At 54.0% G+C, this 18,834-nt stretch carries 12 protein-coding genes and 3 pseudogenes; 9 read left to right on the forward strand and 6 right to left on the reverse strand.

Annotation, left to right across the window (positions count from 1 at the left end):
- The first annotated feature begins 28 nt into the window (after positions 1–28).
- Positions 29–1,231, forward strand: a complete 1,203-nt coding sequence (gene nhaA / locus AC07ZE_RS30725) for a Na+/H+ antiporter NhaA (protein WP_057978329.1) — start codon at positions 29–31, stop codon at positions 1,229–1,231.
- Between the two features lie 112 nt (positions 1,232–1,343).
- Here nhaA and AC07ZE_RS30730 read toward each other — a convergent pair whose 3' ends face one another.
- From AC07ZE_RS30730 to AC07ZE_RS30740, 3 genes are all read right to left on the reverse strand, one after another.
- Entirely contained in the window at positions 1,344–1,877 is a 534-nt protein-coding gene (locus tag AC07ZE_RS30730; protein ID WP_057978331.1) for an NUDIX hydrolase, read from the reverse strand.
- 91 nt (positions 1,878–1,968) lie between these two features.
- Positions 1,969–2,820 carry a universal stress protein gene (locus AC07ZE_RS30735; protein WP_057978333.1) on the reverse strand — a complete coding sequence of 284 codons (852 nt, stop codon included), beginning with the start codon at positions 2,818–2,820 and terminating at the stop codon, positions 1,969–1,971.
- Positions 2,821–2,831: 11 nt separating this feature from the next.
- Complete coding sequence (locus AC07ZE_RS30740; protein ID WP_057978335.1) at positions 2,832–4,319, reverse strand: SulP family inorganic anion transporter; 1,488 nt, start codon at positions 4,317–4,319, stop codon at positions 2,832–2,834.
- A gap of 507 nt (positions 4,320–4,826) precedes the next feature.
- Here AC07ZE_RS30740 and AC07ZE_RS30745 point away from each other — a divergent pair.
- The 5 genes and pseudogenes from AC07ZE_RS30745 (at position 4,827) to AC07ZE_RS30765 (ending at position 11,091) form a co-directional block, all read left to right on the forward strand.
- The gene (locus AC07ZE_RS30745; protein ID WP_044271542.1) at positions 4,827–6,251 is read left to right on the forward strand and encodes an IS1182 family transposase; all 1,425 of its coding nucleotides are present in this window, start codon (positions 4,827–4,829) and stop codon (positions 6,249–6,251) included.
- A gap of 332 nt (positions 6,252–6,583) precedes the next feature.
- A pseudogene (locus AC07ZE_RS30750) lies at positions 6,584–8,038 on the forward strand (TrkH family potassium uptake protein).
- Positions 8,039–8,183: 145 nt separating this feature from the next.
- Positions 8,184–8,549, forward strand: a complete 366-nt coding sequence (locus AC07ZE_RS30755; RefSeq protein ID WP_057978676.1) for a histone-like nucleoid-structuring protein, MvaT/MvaU family — start codon at positions 8,184–8,186, stop codon at positions 8,547–8,549.
- Between the two features lie 572 nt (positions 8,550–9,121).
- Positions 9,122–10,196 (forward strand): annotated as a pseudogene (gene ltrA / locus AC07ZE_RS30760) (group II intron reverse transcriptase/maturase); the annotation flags it as partial.
- Positions 10,197–10,292: 96 nt separating this feature from the next.
- Positions 10,293–11,091, forward strand: a pseudogene (locus AC07ZE_RS30765) (IS5 family transposase).
- A gap of 216 nt (positions 11,092–11,307) precedes the next feature.
- Here AC07ZE_RS30765 and nrtS read toward each other — a convergent pair.
- Together nrtS and AC07ZE_RS30775 are read right to left on the reverse strand one after the other, a co-directional pair.
- Positions 11,308–11,538: a nitrate/nitrite transporter NrtS gene (gene nrtS / locus AC07ZE_RS30770; RefSeq protein WP_087149572.1), complete on the reverse strand. Its 231-nt coding sequence runs from the start codon at positions 11,536–11,538 to the stop codon at positions 11,308–11,310.
- A gap of 586 nt (positions 11,539–12,124) precedes the next feature.
- Positions 12,125–12,535: a DNA-binding transcriptional response regulator gene (locus tag AC07ZE_RS30775; protein WP_057978674.1), complete on the reverse strand. Its 411-nt coding sequence runs from the start codon at positions 12,533–12,535 to the stop codon at positions 12,125–12,127.
- A 265-nt stretch (positions 12,536–12,800) separates the two neighbouring features.
- On the opposite strand from AC07ZE_RS30775, the gene AC07ZE_RS30780 reads away from it, so the two are divergent.
- On the forward strand, positions 12,801–14,231 hold the full coding sequence (locus tag AC07ZE_RS30780) for an IS1182 family transposase (protein WP_057978672.1): 1,431 nt from the start codon (positions 12,801–12,803) through the stop codon (positions 14,229–14,231).
- Between the two features lie 503 nt (positions 14,232–14,734).
- Here the strand turns inward: AC07ZE_RS30780 and AC07ZE_RS30785 are convergent.
- Positions 14,735–15,682 carry a site-specific integrase gene (locus AC07ZE_RS30785; protein WP_057978669.1) on the reverse strand — a complete coding sequence of 316 codons (948 nt, stop codon included), beginning with the start codon at positions 15,680–15,682 and terminating at the stop codon, positions 14,735–14,737.
- Between the two features lie 175 nt (positions 15,683–15,857).
- Between AC07ZE_RS30785 and AC07ZE_RS30790 the strand changes: the two genes are divergently transcribed.
- Both AC07ZE_RS30790 and AC07ZE_RS30795 read left to right on the forward strand, forming a co-directional pair.
- Positions 15,858–16,904, forward strand: a complete 1,047-nt coding sequence (locus AC07ZE_RS30790) for a DNA-binding protein (protein WP_057978667.1) — start codon at positions 15,858–15,860, stop codon at positions 16,902–16,904.
- Between the two features lie 584 nt (positions 16,905–17,488).
- Positions 17,489–18,832: an ATP-binding protein gene (locus AC07ZE_RS30795; protein WP_238347443.1), complete on the forward strand. Its 1,344-nt coding sequence runs from the start codon at positions 17,489–17,491 to the stop codon at positions 18,830–18,832.
- The last annotated feature ends 2 nt before the right edge of the window (positions 18,833–18,834 follow it).

Here is an 18,834-nt window from a genome sequence, read left to right on the forward strand (position 1 = left end):
CTCTTTAGATCGAAGCGCAAGGACACTGATGACCGACAATAGAACTCCTGCAGAAACCCCAAGAGCAGCTGCAATTTTAGCTCGCTTCCTGTCGTCGGAATCCGCTGGCGGTCTTGTGCTGATGGGCGCAGCACTCGCGGCACTGATTGTGGCCAATTCACCTCTCTCTCAAGGTTATTTTGCAGCCTTGCACAGTGTCTGGCTGGGTATGTCTGTGGAGCATTGGGTCAACGATGGCCTGATGGCGATCTTCTTCCTAATGGTCGGACTTGAGATCAAAAGAGAGGTTCTGGCAGGCGGGCTCTCCACTTGGGGCCAGCGCGCTTTGCCTGGATTTGGCGCTCTAGGCGGCATGGTTGTGCCTGCGCTGATCTACATCGCAATCAACTGGGGTAACTCTGAGACCTTGAAGGGGTGGGCTATCCCAGCCGCTACCGACATTGCATTCGCCCTTGGCGTCTTGTCGTTGCTGGGTAAGCGAGTCCCGACTTCTTTGAAGGTTTTCCTCGCCGCTTTGGCGATCATCGACGACCTGGGTGCTGTGGTCATCATCGCCTTTTTCTACACGACTGGTCTTTCCATGCCGATGTTGCTGGCATCGCTTGCAACCCTGGCCATTCTGATCGCAATGAATCGATTGGGCGTCAGACGATTGCTCCCATATCTGCTGGTCGGTGGTGTGCTGTGGTTCTTCGTGCTGCAATCGGGAGTGCACGCCACCCTTGCGGGTGTCGCTGTAGCGCTCTGCGTTCCAATGGGCAAGCCTGAAGAGGAAGCCCGGTCTCCACTGCTGTTCCTGGAGGAAAAGCTGCACATGTGGGTAGCGTTCGCTGTGGTGCCGATTTTTGGCTTCGCCAATGCGGGGGTTTCACTGGCCGGTATTTCCATGGAGAACCTAGTCGATCCGGTTCCGCTGGGTGTTGCGCTCGGCTTGTTGGTGGGCAAGCAAGTCGGTATTTTCCTATTAGCTGCTCTGGCCATTCGCATGGGCTTGGCCAAGCTACCGGAAGGGAGCAATTGGGCACAGCTTTACGGCGTTGCGCTCTTGTGTGGCATCGGCTTCACCATGAGCCTGTTCATCGGGAACCTGGCGTTTGCAGGATCAGCTCACCTGATTGACGAAGTAAAAGTGGGTGTGTTGATTGGTTCGACCCTGGCTGCAATCGGTGGTGTCCTGATTTTGCGACGCAGCGCTGTTCCTGCCGCTGCGCCCGCCACGATTTCCAGTTAAGCGTAAGCAAGACGGCCACAGAATTTCTCCCTGATCGAAATCCTGTGGCTGGAACATCGATTGGCGAAGTTTGGTCATCGTGCTTTACGCCAAAAGCTACCGGAGTCTCCTCTTAACCGCGAATCGTCATCAACAACTCGGATGCGACTTTTTTCAGCATGAAAGTTTCGCGCTGAATTGACTGCCCCATCGATGACTCCTGACGCTGCATCACGGCTTCATTGTGCGTTATGGCCTCATGCAGGTTGATCCAGACAGGCCGCATTCCATTTGCGATTTCGTGACTTTCCATTCTGACTGGCTCTAGCTGGGAGGCCACTTCGGATAGATAAAAGTGCGAAGTCATGTGCATCAGATCGTATTGCGGCTTCCAGTAGGGCCGGTACTCTTCGATATAGCCATAGTGCTGGAGCACCTTAATCTCACGGGCACCCGTCTCTTCCTCAAGCTCACGCTTCAGGCCTGTGACAATGTCCTCGTCGGCATCAAGACCGCCGCCAGGGAAGCTAAAGTCGTTATAGCGCTCAGTGAACAGCAACAGGATCTGTTCGTCCCGCAACACGATGCCGCGTGCGGCATGGCGGCGAAACACCCTGCCTTGTTTGGATTTCAGCTCTGGATGAATAATTTCGGTTATGAGTTGCATGCTGTCTCGTTACGACTCGATCAGGTAATCATCGTCTAGGGTAACCACAGTATTTCTGAGGTTTGGAAATACTGTGGTCGGGGACGCTATCTCAGCGAAGCAGCAACACAGGCATGGTGGCTGTTCGAAGCATTGTCGTAGTCGTGCTGCCTACCAGAAACTGTCGGATGCGTGAGTGCCCATAAGCGCCCATGACGAGAAGATCAATTGCGTGCTCTGCCTGATAAGCGTGAAGTGCCAACTCCACCTCTCCTTGGCGGATCTCTGCATGGACTACAAAGCCTGAAGTTAGAAGCATGCTTCTGGCTTTATCGAGCGCCTCTCGATTATCTCCTGAGTCTGTTCCAACCATAACCAGGTGAATGGGTAACCCTTCGCAAAGCTGGCTGGCGGCAAGCATCTCAACTGTTTTGTACGATGTTGGGCTGCCGTCAAATGCGAGCATTACCTTTTCAGGTCTTTTGTAGCTGCCTGCTGTGATCAAAATTGGACGGTGAATTGTGCGTACGACAGCTTCAATTTGGCTGCCGAGGCTGTGAGCACGGCGTGTGCTGTCTTCACCCACTCGTCCAATGACCAACAGTCGAATCTCCTTCTCAAGCTCGCTCAGGCTTTCTACTAGATGGCCATGGCGTTGCTTCAATTCAGGAAAAGCTGCGCCGGCGATGACCGTTCGCTCCCTGGCCTTCTCGAGCGTGTGCTGTCCTTGCTCCAGAGCAAGCCTGGCGCGCTGGGCATCTAACGTAGCCAGTTCCTCGAGCAGGTGCTCTCGACTTCCAAGACCAATATTTCCGCTCAGGTCTGCTGCTGCTGGGTATTTCTCTTCATCCAATACATGCAGCAAGGTAAGAGGCGCACCTAACTGTTGCGCCGCCCATGCTGCGTAGTCGCAGACCGCCAGTGAGGACTGTGAGTTATCAATGCATGCCATTACGTGGGTCATTGTTGATCTCCTTAGTGGCTCATGAGCTTGTCGATGGCGTCAGGTTTGTCATGCACGCCAAAGCGGTCAACGATTGTGGCGCTGGCCTCATTCAGGCCCAGCACTTCAACCTCTGCACCCTCTCGACGGAATTTAATGACTACCTTGTCCAGTGCAGCAACGGCAGTGATATCCCAGAAATGCGCTTGGGTCAGGTCGATGGTGACTTTCTTGACCGCTTCTTTGAAGTCGAAAACATTGGTGAACTTGTCGGCGGAGCTGAAGAACACCTGGCCCACAACGCGGTAAGTGCGATGAGACTCTGCCTTTTCAAGACTGCTTTTGGTATCGAGGTAATGTCCGACTTTGTTTGCAAAGAACAGTGACGCCAGCAGCACACCGACCAATACACCGTAGGCCAAGTTATGCGTTGCCACGACCACCACAACAGTCGCGACCATGACGATGTTGGTCGACAGTGGGTGCTCTTTGAGATTGCGCAGGGAATCCCAGCTGAAGGTGCCGATGGACACCATGATCATCACGGCAACCAAGGCCGCCATCGGGATCTTGGAGAGCCATTCGCCCAGGAACACGACCATCAGCAGCAAGAAGATGCCCGCGCATAAAGTTGAGAGGCGAGTACGACCGCCGGACTTCACGTTGATGATCGACTGGCCAATCATGGCGCAGCCCGCCATGCCACCGAGCATCCCGGCTGCGATGTTTGCAACGCCCTGGCCCTTACACTCGCGGTTTTTGTTGCTGGTGGTATCGGTCAGATCATCGACAATGGTCGCGGTCATCATGGACTCAAGCAGGCCTACAACTGCCAGAGCCGCTGAGTACGGGAAGATGATGCGCAGGGTTTCAAAGTTGAGCGGGACTTCAGGCCAGAGGAAAATCGGCAGCGTGTCCGGCAGTTGGCCCATGTCGCCCACGGTGCGGATATCGAGTCCCAGGTACATCGCGATAGCGGTCAGGGTCAGGATGCACACCAGCGGCGAGGGAATCAGCTTGCCGATCTTCGGCACATACGGAAACAGGTAGATGATTCCGAGACCCGCAGCGGTCATGGCGTAGACGTGCCAGGTGACATTTGTGAGTTCAGGCAACTGCGCCATGAAAATCAGAATCGCCAATGCATTCACGAACCCGGTGACCACTGAGCGTGACACGAAGCGCATCAACGAGCCCAGCTTGAGATATCCAGCAAGTATCTGAAGAACCCCACAGAGCAAGGTTGCAGCCAGCAGATACTGGAGCCCGTGATCTTTTACCAAGGTAACCATGAGCAGTGCCATGGCACCGGTAGCCGCCGAGATCATGCCAGGGCGACCGCCGATGAAGGCAATCACGGCACAGATACAGAAGGATGCGTAGAGGCCGACTTTGGGGTCGACGCCGGCAATGATGGAAAAGGCGATGGCTTCCGGGATCAGCGCGAGCGCGACCACGATACCCGCGAGCACGTCCCCACGGACGTTGGAAAACCACGTTTGACTAAGTTTTTGCAGCATAGAAATATCCAAGGCAATGCACCGCACGCACACCAGACAAATGGCGAGCGCATCGATACGAATTCAAACTGTGAGGATTATTTGACTGTGTGCTTTGGGTGTAAGAACCGGGCATACAGCAGTACGCACCGCGAGCGAAACAGGCGGGTGCGAGGTGTTGCGAGGGGGCGTAGCGCTAAGGCGGCGTAGGCTGCCAGTAGATCGTTTGGAGTACAGTCATGCTGATGTTCCTGTAGCTCAAGGGGTAAGGCTGAGGGGGAAGTATACAGTCAAGCTGTCGTCGATTGCGACCTGCTACCTTGCTTTGGGCGGATTGCTTTGAGAAATTCCTTTTGGCAATATCAGCCACCTGCGCTTCTTTTGTCAGTTCTCCATCCCTCTCAGTTGGGAACTGCGTAGTTGAGAAGCGCAGGTAAAAACCCGGCCAAGTCAGGCTGTGTGAAAACCTAGCAATCTGCTGGCCGGTTGAAGAAAATGCCCGTATCGCAAGATACGGGCATTTTTCTTATGCGCTATATCCAAGGTGAAAACCGCTCCCAGAGCGCTCTGTTTCCACTCTCGCTAGACGAACTCATTCCCGATGACCATCTGGTTCGGGTGATCGAAGCCTATGTTTCGCTTCTGGACTTTGAGCTGCTGGGCTTCGACAAAGCCAGGCCCAAGGCCACGGGACGCCCTTCGTATGATCCCGCCGACCTGCTCAAACTCTACCTCTACGGCTATTTTCAGCGCATCCGCTCGTCGCGGCGGCTCGAGGCAGAGTGTCAGCGCAACGTTGAAGTCATGTGGCTGCTTGGCCGGCTGGCCCCTGATTTCAAAACCATCGCTGATTTTCGGCGCGATAACAGCGCTGCGTTCACCGCAACCTGCCGCGCCTTTGTTCGGTTTTGCCGAAATGCCGGTCTGATTGCCGGCGAGTTGGTGGCCATCGATGGCAGCAAGTTTCAGGCGGTTGCCTCAAGTCGCAAACACCTGACACCGAAAAAGCTCAAGCAGCGAGAAGCGGTGCTCGATAAGCGAATTGCGCGTTATCTGGCACAACTTGATGAAGCAGATCGTGGCGAGGATGGGGAATCGATTGATCGTTCAGCGGTGCAAGCCGCGCTTCAAGAGTTGCAGGTAAAAAAGGCCAATAACCAGACCTGTCAGGTGCTGATGGAGGCTCAAGGTCTGGTTCAACACGTCGTGGGCGAGCCCGAGGCCCAGAAGATGCGAACGGCGTCCGGCCCGCTCGTGGCTTACAACATTCAAAGTGCTGTAGATGCCAAACATTGTCTGATTCTGCACCACGAAGTCACTCAGGAAGGCACCGACAATCGCCAGCTCGATCCGATGGCCAAAGCGGCCAAAGAGGAGCTGCACCAATCCGAACTCTGCGTCACAGCGGATGCGGGCTACTCCAATGGCGCCCAGTTTCAGAGCTGTGAAGATGCCGGCATCACGGCGTTTGTGCCCCCGAATCGGTCCATCAACACCACCGGTGGCGACGAACAATACTTTGATCGAACCGAATTCATTTATGACACGGACAACGATCAATATCAGTGCCCCGCCGGCAACCAACTGACACTCAAACAACTGAGCAAGGGCGACCGGATCTATCAGGCGGCTATCAGCGACTGCCGAAGTTGTCCGCTCAAAAGCCGCTGCACCAAGGCCGAACGCCGGTATCTGACGCGCCATGCCCACGAAGCGGCATTTGAGCGAATGGAGCTGCGGATGAAGGCCCATCCCGAAATGATGGTCAATCGCCGATCCATCGTCGAGCATCCCTTCGGCAACCTGAAGCAATGGATCTTCGGCAATGGCCGGTTTTTGCTGCGCCAGTTACAGGGTACTCGCGCAGAAATGGCTCTTGCGGTACAGGCCTACAACTTGAAAAGAGCTATCCAGGTGCTGGGAGCGCAAAAACTGATGGAACTGATGGGCTAAGAGGCCCTTTCATTATTCAGATTTCAGATTTCAGATTTCAGATTTCAGATTTCAGAAAAGCAAAATGCCCCGACAAGTCGGGGCATTTGCTTTTAGCCGGCGCAGATTGCGTTTTCACACAGCCTGCAAGTGCCGGGTTTTTTATTTGCCGGTCAAATTTTGATCAGTATGATTCGAGGAGGTTTTGTGAGCGAATGAAGGCGAGCTCGCTTCTGCCACATAACAGGCGAACCTTGATTGACTGATTGCCCGTAGAAATTTTACGCAAAATTTACGGGGCTTGGAGGTTGAGCATCCGATACTGCGCGGCGCTAATTTGGCAGGCTACTTTTATGTCCCTCGCAGCAATGCGGCTTATCGGCTTCATCTTAGGCATTTTCCTGATCACGCTGGCTGTTAGCATGGCTATTCCCATGATCACGCTGGTGGCCTATGAGCGCAGCGACGATCTGTCAGCCTTTCTCTGGTCGAGTTTGATAACCTTCATCTGTGGCCTCCTGCTAATCATGCGAGGGCGCCCAGATACTGGCCAGCTTCGTCCGAGGGATATGTACCTGCTGACTACCGGTAGTTGGGTGGTGGTGTGCACCTTCGCAGCGTTGCCAATGGTGTTCATCAGCGACATCAGCTACACCGATGCGTTCTCTGAAACGATGTCTGGCATCACAACCACCGGCTGAACTGTCCTGAGCGGATTGGCTACAGCCTCTCCTGGGTTGTTGATCTGGCGCTCGATGCTGCACTGGCTGGGTGGTATCGGCTTCATCGGCATGGCTGTGGCGATCCTTCCACTATTGCGAGTGGGTGGCATGCGTCTTTTCCAGACAGAGTCCTCAGACTGGTCGGAAAAAGTGACGCCGCGCTCCCATGTGGCCGCTAAGTACATTCTCTTTCTCTATCTGGGACTTACTGGCATCGGGGCTCTGGCACTCTGGATAGCGGGAATGACGCCGCTTGAGGCGGTCAATCACGCAATGTCGTTGATCTCTACTGGAGGATTCTCAACGTCGGACGCGTCACTTGGTCACTGGGCGCAACCCGCGATTCACTGGGTAGCTGTGGTCATCATGATTCTGGGGAGCTTGCCCTTTACGTTGTACGTCGCGACATTGCGCGGCAATCGGCGTGCGCTGATCAAGGATCATCAGGTACGCGGATTCGTGGGGTTCTTGATCGTCACCTGGTTAGCGGTGGGTACGTGGCTTTGTTTTCACAGCGACTACGGATGGTGGGATGCGTTTCGTATCGTAGCAGTCAATGTGACCTCAGTCGTCACGACCACCGGAGTTGCAGTGGGTGATTACACGCTATGGGGCAGTTTTGCCGTTCTGTTGTTCTTCTATCTGACCTTTGTCGGCGGATGCTCAGGTTCGACGGCTGGAGGCCTTAAAATCTTCCGCTTTCAGGTTGCTGCCGCCCTACTCGTGAGTAGTCTGAAGCAGTTGATCCATCCTCGAGCAGTGATCCAGAAGAAGTACAACGGCCACCCCATTGACGAAGAGATCTTGCACTCGCTTTTGACCTTCTCGTTTTTCTTCACCATCACTATTGCCGTAATCGCCTTGGGGCTGGCTCTCATCGGCCTGGATTGGACGACTGCGTTGAGTGGCGCCGCCACTGCGGTGTGTAACGTTGGGCCAGGCTTGGGCACGATCATCGGGCCTGCAGGTAACTTCTCATCATTGCCTGATACTGCCAAATGGCTTCTGACCGTTGGAATGCTACTAGGGAGGCTGGAAATCCTAACGGTACTGGTGCTCGTAACTCCAGTTTTCTGGAGATATTGACCCTCACAACTATTGAGCGGTTTCACCCACTTTGTCGGAGCTCCGTAGGCGAGTTTAAAAGAGGCATGCGTGACGAAAATCAAATCATCACTTAGCATGAGGAATGTGCATTCCGTGCCGTCCTAAACCTTAAGGAAAGTTTCCCATGTCTCGTTTGGCTGAATTTCGCAAGCTTGAACAACAACTGGCCGAACAGCTCGCAGAGCTCGAGTCTATGAAAAGTGATTCTGGCCTCAAAGCCGAAATGGAATTTGAGAGCAAACTCCGCGCGTTGCTGGGTGAGTACGGCTACAGTCTACAAAACGTCATCAGCCTGCTTGACCCTCATGCAGGTCGTCGCTCGCCAGTCGCTGCCGCACCGAAAACAGTCCGTAAGGCGCGCGACGTTAAGATTTACAAGAACCCGAATTCGGGTGAGCTGATTGAAACAAAGGGTGGTAACCACCGTCATCTGAAAGAATGGAAAGCCGAGTTTGGTGCAGACATTGTCGAGTCGTGGCGCATTCAGTAAGTTCGTTTTGGTTACCAAGGGGCCTGCATGGGCCCTTTTATGTTGGTGCGCCAGGCATGGCGCATAGCGCCGTAACTGGCGCTGTTCAGTTCATTATGGTGATGAGTCGGAGGACTTGGAGGTGGAAGTCCTCTACACGCCCGGCATGTGGAAGTATTAGCCAGAGGCAAGGGTGCCGCGGGTGACTGCGAATCTGAAGGAAGCCCGAGGCAAAATGCTGGCCTGACGAACAGGAAGCGGATAGAGGCGGCACAGCGGGGTGAGATGGCAATGCTCATCAAAGCCCAATACTTGCACGGAACGCTACGACGTATATCCGACAGGCATAAGCAGGAAGGTCACGCGAATTACCCTGGGAGATCTGTACGCTTGCCATTGTGCTACCGAGCGTCGTGAGGCGACGGGATGAGCGTGCAAAAGTCAGCCGAGGCCGTAGTAAGTGGTGAATAACCACGCCACCAAGGGCCGAACAGGTTATGCCGCCAGTAGGCGCCAGAGTCTCGTCGAATGCTGAACCGCAGAATATTCTCCAAGAGAAGACTGTTACCTCAAGTCCCGGACGGTATCCGAGGATGACGGCTGATAGGGCGCAAGCATCGACGGCGTCTGTGACGTGGACGAACGCGGAGCCGGACACGCTGATGGAGCGGGTGCTTGCACCGGCCAACCTCAAGCGTGCGCATCAACGCGTGGTCAGCAACAAGGGAGGGGTGCCGATGGTATGACAGTCGACCAGTTGGCGGGCTACGTGAAACAGTATTGGCCGATCTTCAAGACTCGGTTGCTGGCCGGTGAGTACCACCCGCAAGGTGTGCGCGCCGTCGACATCCCCAAACCCAAGCGCGGAACCCGTCAGTTGGGTATCCCTAATGTGATGGATCGCCTGATCCAGTAGGCTTCGCTGCAACAGCTCACGCCGATCTTTGACCCGCTGTTCTCGGACTATAGCTCAAGCGACCACCAAGCCCTCGAAACAGCCCGTGCCCATGTGGTGGCGGGTCACCGCTGGTGCGTGGAACTTGATCTGGAAAAGCTCTTTTATCGAGTCAACCACGATGTGCTGACGGCCCATGTGCAGCCCCAGGCCGAAGATAAGCGGGTACTCAAGCTGATCCGTCGCTATCTCGAGGCCGGAGTGATGTCGGGCGGGATCGCCAGTCGACGGCAGGAAGGGACGCCGCAAAGCGGCCCGCTCTTGCCGTTGCTGTCGAACATCCTGTTCAACGAACTCGACTGCGAGCTGGAGCGTCGGGGCCATCGCTTTGTGCGTTATGCCAATGATGTGATCATTTATGTGCACAGTCATCGTGCTGGAGAGCGCGTGATGGCAGGCGTCGAGCGGTTCCTGAGGCAGCGTTTGAAACTGACGCTGAACCGGGAAAAGAGCCGCGTGGCACGACCTTGGGTCTGCGGCTATCTGGGTTATGGGATGAGCTGGCATCAACAGCCGAGTCTGAGAGTGGCGACTATGAGTCTGGGTCGCTTTCGTGACCGGCTCAGAGGGCTGCTGCGTCGATTACGGGGCTGCAAGATGGCGACTGTCATCAAGCGAATAAACCTGTACTGCGTGGTTGGGCAGGCTATTTCAAGCTAAGTCAGAGCAAGCGGCCACTTGGGGAGCTGGACGGCTGGGTGCGTCACAAACTTCTTGTTGGAAAAGCATGAACTGGCCAACGTGATTTTGCAGGGATGTGTCAAGCCTAATACGCGGGCAAACGTAAGCAGACGCGCCGCTAGCGTTTCCTGATTGAAATGGATCAGATCGTGCCCTGGAAAGGCCTGATTGCGTTGATCGAACCGCATTATCTGAAGGGTGAAGGCGGTCGTCCGGCGTATCCGTTGATGCTCATGTTGCAGGCATCATCTGATGCAAAGCTGGTTCGGCTACAGCGACCCGGCGAGGGAAGAGGCCCTCTATGAAACCGCGATTCTGTGCCAGTTTGCCCAGCTTCATTTGGATCGGATTCCGGATGAAACCGAGATCTTCAACTTCCGCCGATCATCAACGGCTCTTTGGGCGACCGCGGTTTACTGCTACGCCAAAGTACTGTGGTCGATGCGACGATCATTCATGCGCCAAGTTCGACCAAGAACAAGGACGGCAAACGCGTCCCCTAAATGCATCAGACGAATGAAAAATGTATTTCTTCGGGTTGAAAGTGCACATCGGTGTCGAGGCCGAATCCGACTTGGTACATAACCTGGTGGGTACGGCGGCGAATGTGGCGCACGTTACACAGGTCAATCAGATGTTGCACGGCGAGGAAACTTACGTCTCTGGCGATGCCAGTTACACCGGCGTAGAGAGGCGTGAAAAAAGGAACCTAACAGGTCGTATGCGACGCAAAATCGAATACGCGAAAGCTCAAGTCCAGGCCAAGGTGCGCATCCATTCCTGGTGATCAAGCGCCAGTTTTGTTATACGAAAGTCTGCTTCCGAGGCTTGGTTAAAAATACCCCGCAGCAGACCACACTGCTTTCCTTGTCGAGCCTGTGGATGATGCGAAAACGGCTGTTGAATGCAGGCGAGGCGTGCCTGTGACGCGGACAATGAGCCCTGAAAAAGCGCTACTCCGCAAAAAAACAGCGCATTGAGAGGAGGAAAGGTCTGATTTTCGATTAAGTCGGTATTTTTAAATCTCAAACAGCGAGGCCGTTAAAAACTGCTGTTTACTTCAGACCGATAGTCTCCGTCCATTTGCTCAATGCTATCTACATAGAACGGAGCATGTGTGTAACCTTAAAATTCTACTATGAATTATAGACGGCTTTTTGATCGTGCTTTTTGTTCGTGTCGAGCCGCACTGTAACTCGATACTGTAAAGGGTACAGCGTAATTTAGCAGAAAATTCCACCAGGAAATATTTTGGTTGTTCCAAATTGCATCGCTTTGGTTAATAAGATTGAGCACTGTACCGACAGCCAGTGCGACCCAAGCTGCCCCACTTAAAATAGCTGGTTTGCACCATATGCTAAAAAAAACGGCCATTCACTATCTTCCTATATTTAGTACAAGTTATTGGGTTTGGCTTAAGCGCACGCTACAAAATTGGTTGGCACGTCCCTGTGCCTAGGGCGGAGATGCCTGCGTTGTCGGAACCTCCTCTCACTCTTGAATTTATACAATCAATTAGCATTACCGCATTTCTGTTATTTAGAGACATTCAAGGCTGGCTTGTTACAAAAAAAGATATGTATTTGTGCGGGCAAATGTCAGATCGAATACTTATCTGTTGCAACAGCGGCATAGAACATATCGTAAACTGGGGAAAATTGGTGGAGTAGACATGCTAGCTACTTGTCCATTGCCGCTTATCAACATGAACTCATGAAATTAATAACTGCACAGTACTTTCAAGTGAACGCCATGGCATATATTTGGTAACGGCGACTACACAAACACGCTGAGTTAGTGTGACCGCTCTTGAAAGGGGGGGGCCGCGTTATGGGAAATTGTGCGGAGGTTGAGTCAAGTCATCAGTACTCGCCGGTAGGGAGACTGCGCCCTTAGCCTGTTGGTGCTGATTGAAAACTGACCCATCGGTCGGTTTTCAATCAGCGCCGACAAACTATCTTCAGTTCTGCAACAGGGGACGTTGCTGGCGAAGAACGGTAGCGATGGTCGTCTCTAACTGATCCAGCGTGTAAGGCTTATGCAGATAAATCGTCGAGGGCGGAATCACCTGCTCATCGATGAGATAACCAGAGGTGAGAATCGAAGGAATCGATGGCAATTGTTCTTTTGCCAGGCGAATGAATTCAGCTCCCTGGATTCCTCCAGAAGGCCCCTGTTCTGCGATGATCAGGGTGCAATCACCTTTGATATTTATGAGGTGGGTCAGCGCTGAGGAAGCATTGTCGAAAGTCGCTGATGAAAAACCAATCTCAGCCAGTGTTTCCTCCAAAAGCATCCGCACTACCGGTTCGTCCTCAATGACGATTACGTGTCCAGTGATAGGTAATAGCTCAGCCCAATTTACGCTCACTTGGAGGATTCCTTCTCCGGGTTACCCGTGGATTAAGGCCCAGTGTAAGCGCTTTTTAGCAACGGTATGGCAAAAGAGAGTTTTGGTAAGGCTGAAGATGGGAAGCTAACCAAAGGTGGAGTCCGGGCCAGCTTAGATTCATCTAGATCCTCGATGAAGAACCAAGCCGCTGGTGTTGGGCCGGCCGCAATTGGCCCAGAGTGTGTAAAAACGCCTTCGTGAACCCTTGCTATGATTTCTGAGGATTTCATTGCAGTGATCGCCCATGAAGCGCTTTATCCAAGGTGAACATCGAGGCCAAGGCAGCTTGCTTCCCGAGAGCCTCGACGACTACGTCAGCGATACCAATCCGGTGCGCGTAGTCGACGTCTTTGTCGACGAACTCGACCTGGTCAAGCTGGGTTTTGAAGGCGTCATTCCTGCCGATACTGGGCGGCCTGCTTACCACCCCGCGATCCTGTTGAAGATCTACATCTACGGCTATCTCAACCGCATTCAATCAAGCCGGCGCCTGGAGCGAGAAGCCCAGCGCAACATCGAGTTGATGTGGCTGACTGGTCGCTTGATGCCGGACTTCAAAACCATCGCCAATTTCCGCAAAGACAACGGCAAGGCCATCCGCGGTGTGTGCCGCCAATTTGTGGTGCTGTGCCAACAACTGGGGTTGTTTTCCGAAGCGCTCGTTGCCATCGACGGTAGCAAGTTCAAGGCGGTGAACAATCGAGACCGGAACTTCACCAGCGCCAAACTTCGACGGCGAATGGAGGACATTGAGTCCAGTATCAATCGCTATCTGACAGCACTTGATACCGCAGACCGTCAGGAACCTTCCGTAGCTCAGGCCAAAGCCGAACGCCTCCATGACAAGATCTCGGCCTTGAAAGCCAAGATGCAGGAGCTCAAGCAAATCGAGGTACAGCTAAACGAAACGCCGGATAAACAGATCTCCCTAACCGATCCTGATGCTCGCTCGATGAAGACGCGCGGAACAGGAATGGTCGGCTACAACGTCCAGACTGCAGTTGATGCGAAGCACCACCTGATCGTGGCGCACGAGGTGACGAATGATGGCGTTGATCGAGACCAACTGAGTTCGATGGCAAAGCACGCACGAGAGGCCATGGGTGTCGAAGAACTGTCAGTAGTCGCAGACAGAGGGTATTTCAAAGGCGAAGAAATACTGGCGTGCCATGAAGCGGGAATTACCGTTTTCGTGCCCAAGATACTGACGTCGGGAGCGACAGCGGCTGGTCGATTCGGCAAAGATGATTTCATCTATGACACCTCAACGAATGAATACCGATGCCCAGCCGGGCAAAGCTTGATCTGGCGTTACTCAACCGTCGAGAAGGGGTTAAAACTACATCGCTACTGGAGTTCGAACTGCCGGAATTGTGCCTTGAAGGAACGTTGCACGCCCAGCTCTGAGCGGCGAGTTAGCCGTTGGGAACATGAGTCGGTTGTCGAGGCGATGCAAAGTCGTCTTGATCAAGCACCAGAAATGATGCGGATCCGCCGCCAAACAGTGGAGCATCCCTTCGGCACACTGAAGTCCTGGATGGGGGCCACGCATTTCCTCACCAGAACCCTTACCCGGGTGAGCACGGAGATGAGCCTGCATGTGCTCGCCTACAACTTCAAACGCGTGCTGCGGCTGTTGGGCAGTGATGGCTTGATGGCGGCAATGAAGGCCTGAAGCCTTTTGAGCGGTGCGATAACCGCATCTAGCAGGTACCCGCTGGCACAAGTCCCGATCAATACAGCAACATTGATTTGGCTTGGATGAGGCCCCTGGAGACCTCCAGCGCAGCGAAAAACCACCGATTACCCAATCCTCTGCATCCAAAGTGTTTTTACACGCTCTGGGCCGTTTGACGTCACTCGGGATCGGCAACCAGTCCGGATGGCTGCGCTGTTTCGCCGACCCGATCAGATGTAGCAATACCTGGTCTAGCGCAAGTGATTTGGGTTTGAGTACAAAAGGACTCTTCGGGGCCTTTTGTTGGATGCGATGCAGTAATGCGGGAGAAAAATAGCTCAATCAGAGATGCCGGCAGTCAACATCTGTGAGTGCCAGGTTCACGCCCATACCCGAGGCAGTCAGTTGTGACGGGCGGAAAACAACCATGAGATGCCATTAACCTACTTCTAAGTTGACATGTCTGTGACAGTGTTCTGGCTGTGGTGGGAGTGTGCGGGCTACAAGCTCTCTACCTGTGGCGTCGGGGCTCGAACGGCGAGCCCCGCGAAGGATGCTCCAGCGTCTACGTAACGCAAGGCCGACTTCGCGTCTTTCCAGCCGACGTAACTCATCAGAGATTTGATGTCCCAGCCATTGGCTGAGGCCCAGGTGGCAAACCCGCGACGCAGCGAGTGGCTGGTGTACAGATCGCCAGACACCCCCGCACGATTAAAAAATCGCCGCAGCAGTGGAATCAGACTGTTGGCGTTGATGCCGCCGTCAGCCAGATTGCCCCAGCGATCCACCTTCCGGAACACGGGCCCACGCGCAATGCCGGCCACCGTGATCCAGTTGATGTAAGCCTGGACGGGGCACAGCTTCTTGAGCGCAGGCGTGTGGAATGTCGTTCCCAAGTGTTGTCGATCGCCCTTTGTGTGCGGCAGATAGAAGGTGATGCCGATTCCGGACTCCGCCTGGGTGTGCTCGACCTGCAGACGAGCCAATTCGTCACTTCGGAAACCCCGCCAGAAACCAATCAACACCAAGGCAATGTCTCGTCGATGCCTCATCACGCTTTTGTATTCGCCGCGCTCAGCCGCGAGAGCTGCCTCTCGCTCAAGCCAGCCTACCGCTTGCTCCAGGTGAAGTAGAAGGAGAGGGGCTGCCTGTTTTTCTTGGGTCGGATGCAAGGTCCGGATGCCCTTGATCATTTGCTTAACAGTCGGCGTTTTTGTGGGATCAGGGAATCCCTGAGTGATGTGCCACTGAGCCAACGCGGCCAGGCGCTGCTTCAGCGTGCTGATGGTGTGCTTGTCCGCGTATTCGGCGAGGTAGCGCACGATGCCATCGCCCGTCGTGGGGAGAAAGCCACCCCAAGTCACTTCGAAATGTTCCACCGCCGCACGGTAGCTGCGCCGGGTATTTTCCCGGGTGCCGGCCTTCAGGTAGCGATCCGCCTTGTTCATGTCAGTTCTACGCCAAACGTACTTTTTCAGGGCCAGAAAAGGCAAAAAATCGATCTACGATGTGATAACGCTCGATTATTTGATCATAGAAACTCAATTTTTGTGATTGATTTTTTACCTTAATGTAATATGTAAATACATATTACGTTTACACTACGAAATCGTAGGAGATGACATGGCACGGGGCGGTATTAACAAGGCAATCGTCCAGATAGCGCGGGATTCGCTGATCGCTCGAGGTGTAAATCCCAGCATCAACGCTGTGCGGGTCGAGCTTGGAAATACTGGCTCTATGACGACCATTGCCCGATATCTGGGTGAACTCGGGAAAGGAGATGCTCTCCCGATGGGGCGCCGAGAACGCTTGAGTGATGAACTCAGCGGTCTGGTTGGTCAGGTGTTGGATCGCCTGCTTGAAGAGGGCGCCGAAGAAGTGGCCGAAGCCCGAGCTGAGCTCGATCAGTACCGAGCGTCAGTCAATGAGCAACTTGCGCAAGCGCAAGCCGCTTTGGCGGAATTGCAACGCCAGCACGATAACCTTCAGGCAGCGCTCGACATCCAGGCCGGAGAGCTGAGTACGTGCCAAAGCAGTTTGCAGTCCGAGCTCACTCGCAACGCTCGCCTTAGCCAAAGCTGCGCTGACCTAGAAGTACGGGTACATGAGAAAGACGAGCAGGTTCGTTCCCTGGAAGAAAAGCACCTCCACTCCCGAGACGCATTGGAGCATTACCGAAATGCGGTCAAGGAACAGCGAGACCAGGAACAGCAACGACACGAAGGGCAGGTGCAGCAAGTTCAGGTTGAGCTGCGCCAACTCCAGCAGACGCTGATGGTTAAGCAGGACGAACTGACTCGACTCAACAGAGATAACGAGCGCTTGCTGAGTGAGGTTCGGCAGCAGGCCAAAGCGGCGGCGACACATGAAGATGCAGCGGTTCGGCTGGCCGGTGAAATTGCCGCCATGAAGACAGCAGTTGCCAAGGCTGACGGGGCGAAAGAAGCGCTTCAAGAACAACTTGGATTGTCGCGCGCGGAATCCAAGCTACTAGAGGAGGGCCTGTCACGGACAAATGTGCAATTGGCCGAAGCCCAAAGGCTGTCGGAGCAATATTTTGCCGAGCTCACGCAGTTACAGCAAACCACGGATCACCCTGACGCTGAAAACCAAAGCAAAACCGAATCGAAAACGAAAGCTCCAAAAAATAAAACCAAGGGAGAGTAAGATTCCCCCGTGATTTTGTTTTGAGTACAAGAAAGGGCCCCTTGAGCAAGTCGTTCGCTTAATTTTTTGAAGAACTCCAGCCATCGCCCCAGGACTTTTCGTTGTATTTTTGAAACGCACTGAGAAAGATGATGTGCATTCGATCAGCGCATTTTAATGCGACGTCACCCATCATTCATCATGTATTAGCGCATTATAATGCGCTGATCACCGGTTTCACCGTCCAATTGCCCGCTGATGGCGCCTGGCAAGACGCCTAAACCTAAAGTCCGAGAATCACTTGAGTCCTCGTGATGGAACCTGCATTACTGGTTACCTCAGCTTTGGCTTTGTTGCCAAAGACTTTCGCGGGCTTGGCGTCGGATCAGCTCAATGTAATTCAATTTGCGGCTCCTGGGTGACTAGCCCGTGTCTGCCAGTTTTAGCTGACGGTCGAAGTTGCTGGGGCCTTGGCGCAATATTCACGAAACGCCTTTATGCTGCGTTGGGTGATCGATATTGGCTTAATCATATAGGGTACGATACCTAACGTGCATTGCACCCGGGGTAAATGGCCGGGAAACACCACTCCATGGAGGGAACCGATGTCTGAGCAAACCCGTCACCTTTCGTTGTTTGAGGAAGACTATCTTCTCCGTGAACTGGGCCCGGTCGCGCACGTGCCGCAGGTGGCACTTACTGAACTTGTGGCCAACGCTTGGGACGCAGGTGCAAGCAAGGTCGATCTGTTTCTACCTAGCGAGCTTGGCGGCACCCTGACTGTGGTCGATGATGGCCATGGGATGTCTGCCCAGCAGTTCAGCAAACGTTGGATGACGCTTCGGTATAACCGCCTCAAGCACCAAAGTGCGAAGGTTGAATTCCCTAAGGGGAGGAGTTCAAAACTTCGGAAGGCCTATGGGCGTAATGGAGTGGGTCGACATGGTCTGCTATGTTTCGGTGATCAGTATCAGGTCGAAACATGGCGCGACGCCAAGCTCAGCACCTTCGTGGTGGGTACAGAGTCTGGGCCCAGTCCGTTTGTAGTGCGTTCAGAGGTGTTTGCCGAGCGTGAAGGGTCAGGCACGCGGCTGTCTGTTTCAGTCTCCCGCAAGCTGCCGGATGTCAAAGAAATCATCACGGTACTTGCAGCACGATTCATTCATGATCCGGGATTCCAGATCCGTGTAAATGGTACGCCTCTGACCCTGGCGAAACTTGAGCAGCATGCCCGCACGCACGCCCTGACACTGAGTGATGGCCGCACGGCAAAAGTAATCGTCATCGACTCCACACAGCAGAACCATTCGTCCATCCACCAAGGGGTGGCATTTTGGGTTGAGCACCGACTCGTTGGTAGCCCCTCGTGGGTCATCGGCCAGGTCGCGAACTTCGATGGGCGTACGAGGTTCGACAAACGCTACAAGGTTATCGTGGACACCCAGGGCTTTGAAGGTCATGTGACCCAAGACTGGAGAGGGTTTCAGTCAACGCCTGCCGTCAATGAGTTGTTCAAGGCCGCTGCGGACAGTATCAGTCGGGTGGCAGATGAGCTGGCAGCAGAAGTCGTGGAGGCAACCTCCGAAGATGCCCTAGTACAGAACCGTTCAGAGCTCAAATCCTTGGGTCATGGTGCTCAACTCGAAGTATCAGAGTTCACGAAAGCTGTCGCCCAGGCACACCCTATGGTGTCTCCAGAATTTCTTGCCACGGCGGTGAAAGTAGTCATCAACTTGGAGAAATCCAAGAGCGGGGCATCTTTGCTAAAAAAATGGCCAACCTGCCAGCTACCGATATTGAGGGCTTGGATTCCCTCTTGGCAGACTGGTCAGTTAAAGACGCATTGCGTGTGCTTGACGAGATTGATGGCCGGCTCTGCGTCATCGAGGCCATCGCCAGGCTGGCGGAAGATCCTGAGACGGATGAGCTTCACACCTTACACCCTCTGATC

This window comes from Pseudomonas sp. GW101-3H06, from assembly GCF_059424605.1.

Coding starts and splice junctions, on each gene's coding strand:
- AC07ZE_RS30785 (WP_057978669.1), bottom strand. CDS start 15,682: ATGAACAAGGCGGATCGCTACCTGAAGGCCGGCACCCGGGAAAATACC.
- AC07ZE_RS30745 (WP_044271542.1), top strand. CDS start 4,827: ATGCGCTATATCCAAGGTGAAAACCGCTCCCAGAGCGCTCTGTTTCCA.
- AC07ZE_RS30755 (WP_057978676.1), top strand. CDS start 8,184: ATGTCTCGTTTGGCTGAATTTCGCAAGCTTGAACAACAACTGGCCGAA.
- AC07ZE_RS30780 (WP_057978672.1), top strand. CDS start 12,801: ATGAAGCGCTTTATCCAAGGTGAACATCGAGGCCAAGGCAGCTTGCTT.
- nrtS (WP_087149572.1), bottom strand. CDS start 11,538: ATGGCCGTTTTTTTTAGCATATGGTGCAAACCAGCTATTTTAAGTGGG.
- AC07ZE_RS30740 (WP_057978335.1), bottom strand. CDS start 4,319: ATGCTGCAAAAACTTAGTCAAACGTGGTTTTCCAACGTCCGTGGGGAC.
- AC07ZE_RS30735 (WP_057978333.1), bottom strand. CDS start 2,820: ATGACCCACGTAATGGCATGCATTGATAACTCACAGTCCTCACTGGCG.
- nhaA (WP_057978329.1), top strand. CDS start 29: ATGACCGACAATAGAACTCCTGCAGAAACCCCAAGAGCAGCTGCAATT.
- AC07ZE_RS30730 (WP_057978331.1), bottom strand. CDS start 1,877: ATGCAACTCATAACCGAAATTATTCATCCAGAGCTGAAATCCAAACAA.
- AC07ZE_RS30790 (WP_057978667.1), top strand. CDS start 15,858: ATGGCACGGGGCGGTATTAACAAGGCAATCGTCCAGATAGCGCGGGAT.
- AC07ZE_RS30795 (WP_238347443.1), top strand. CDS start 17,489: ATGTCTGAGCAAACCCGTCACCTTTCGTTGTTTGAGGAAGACTATCTT.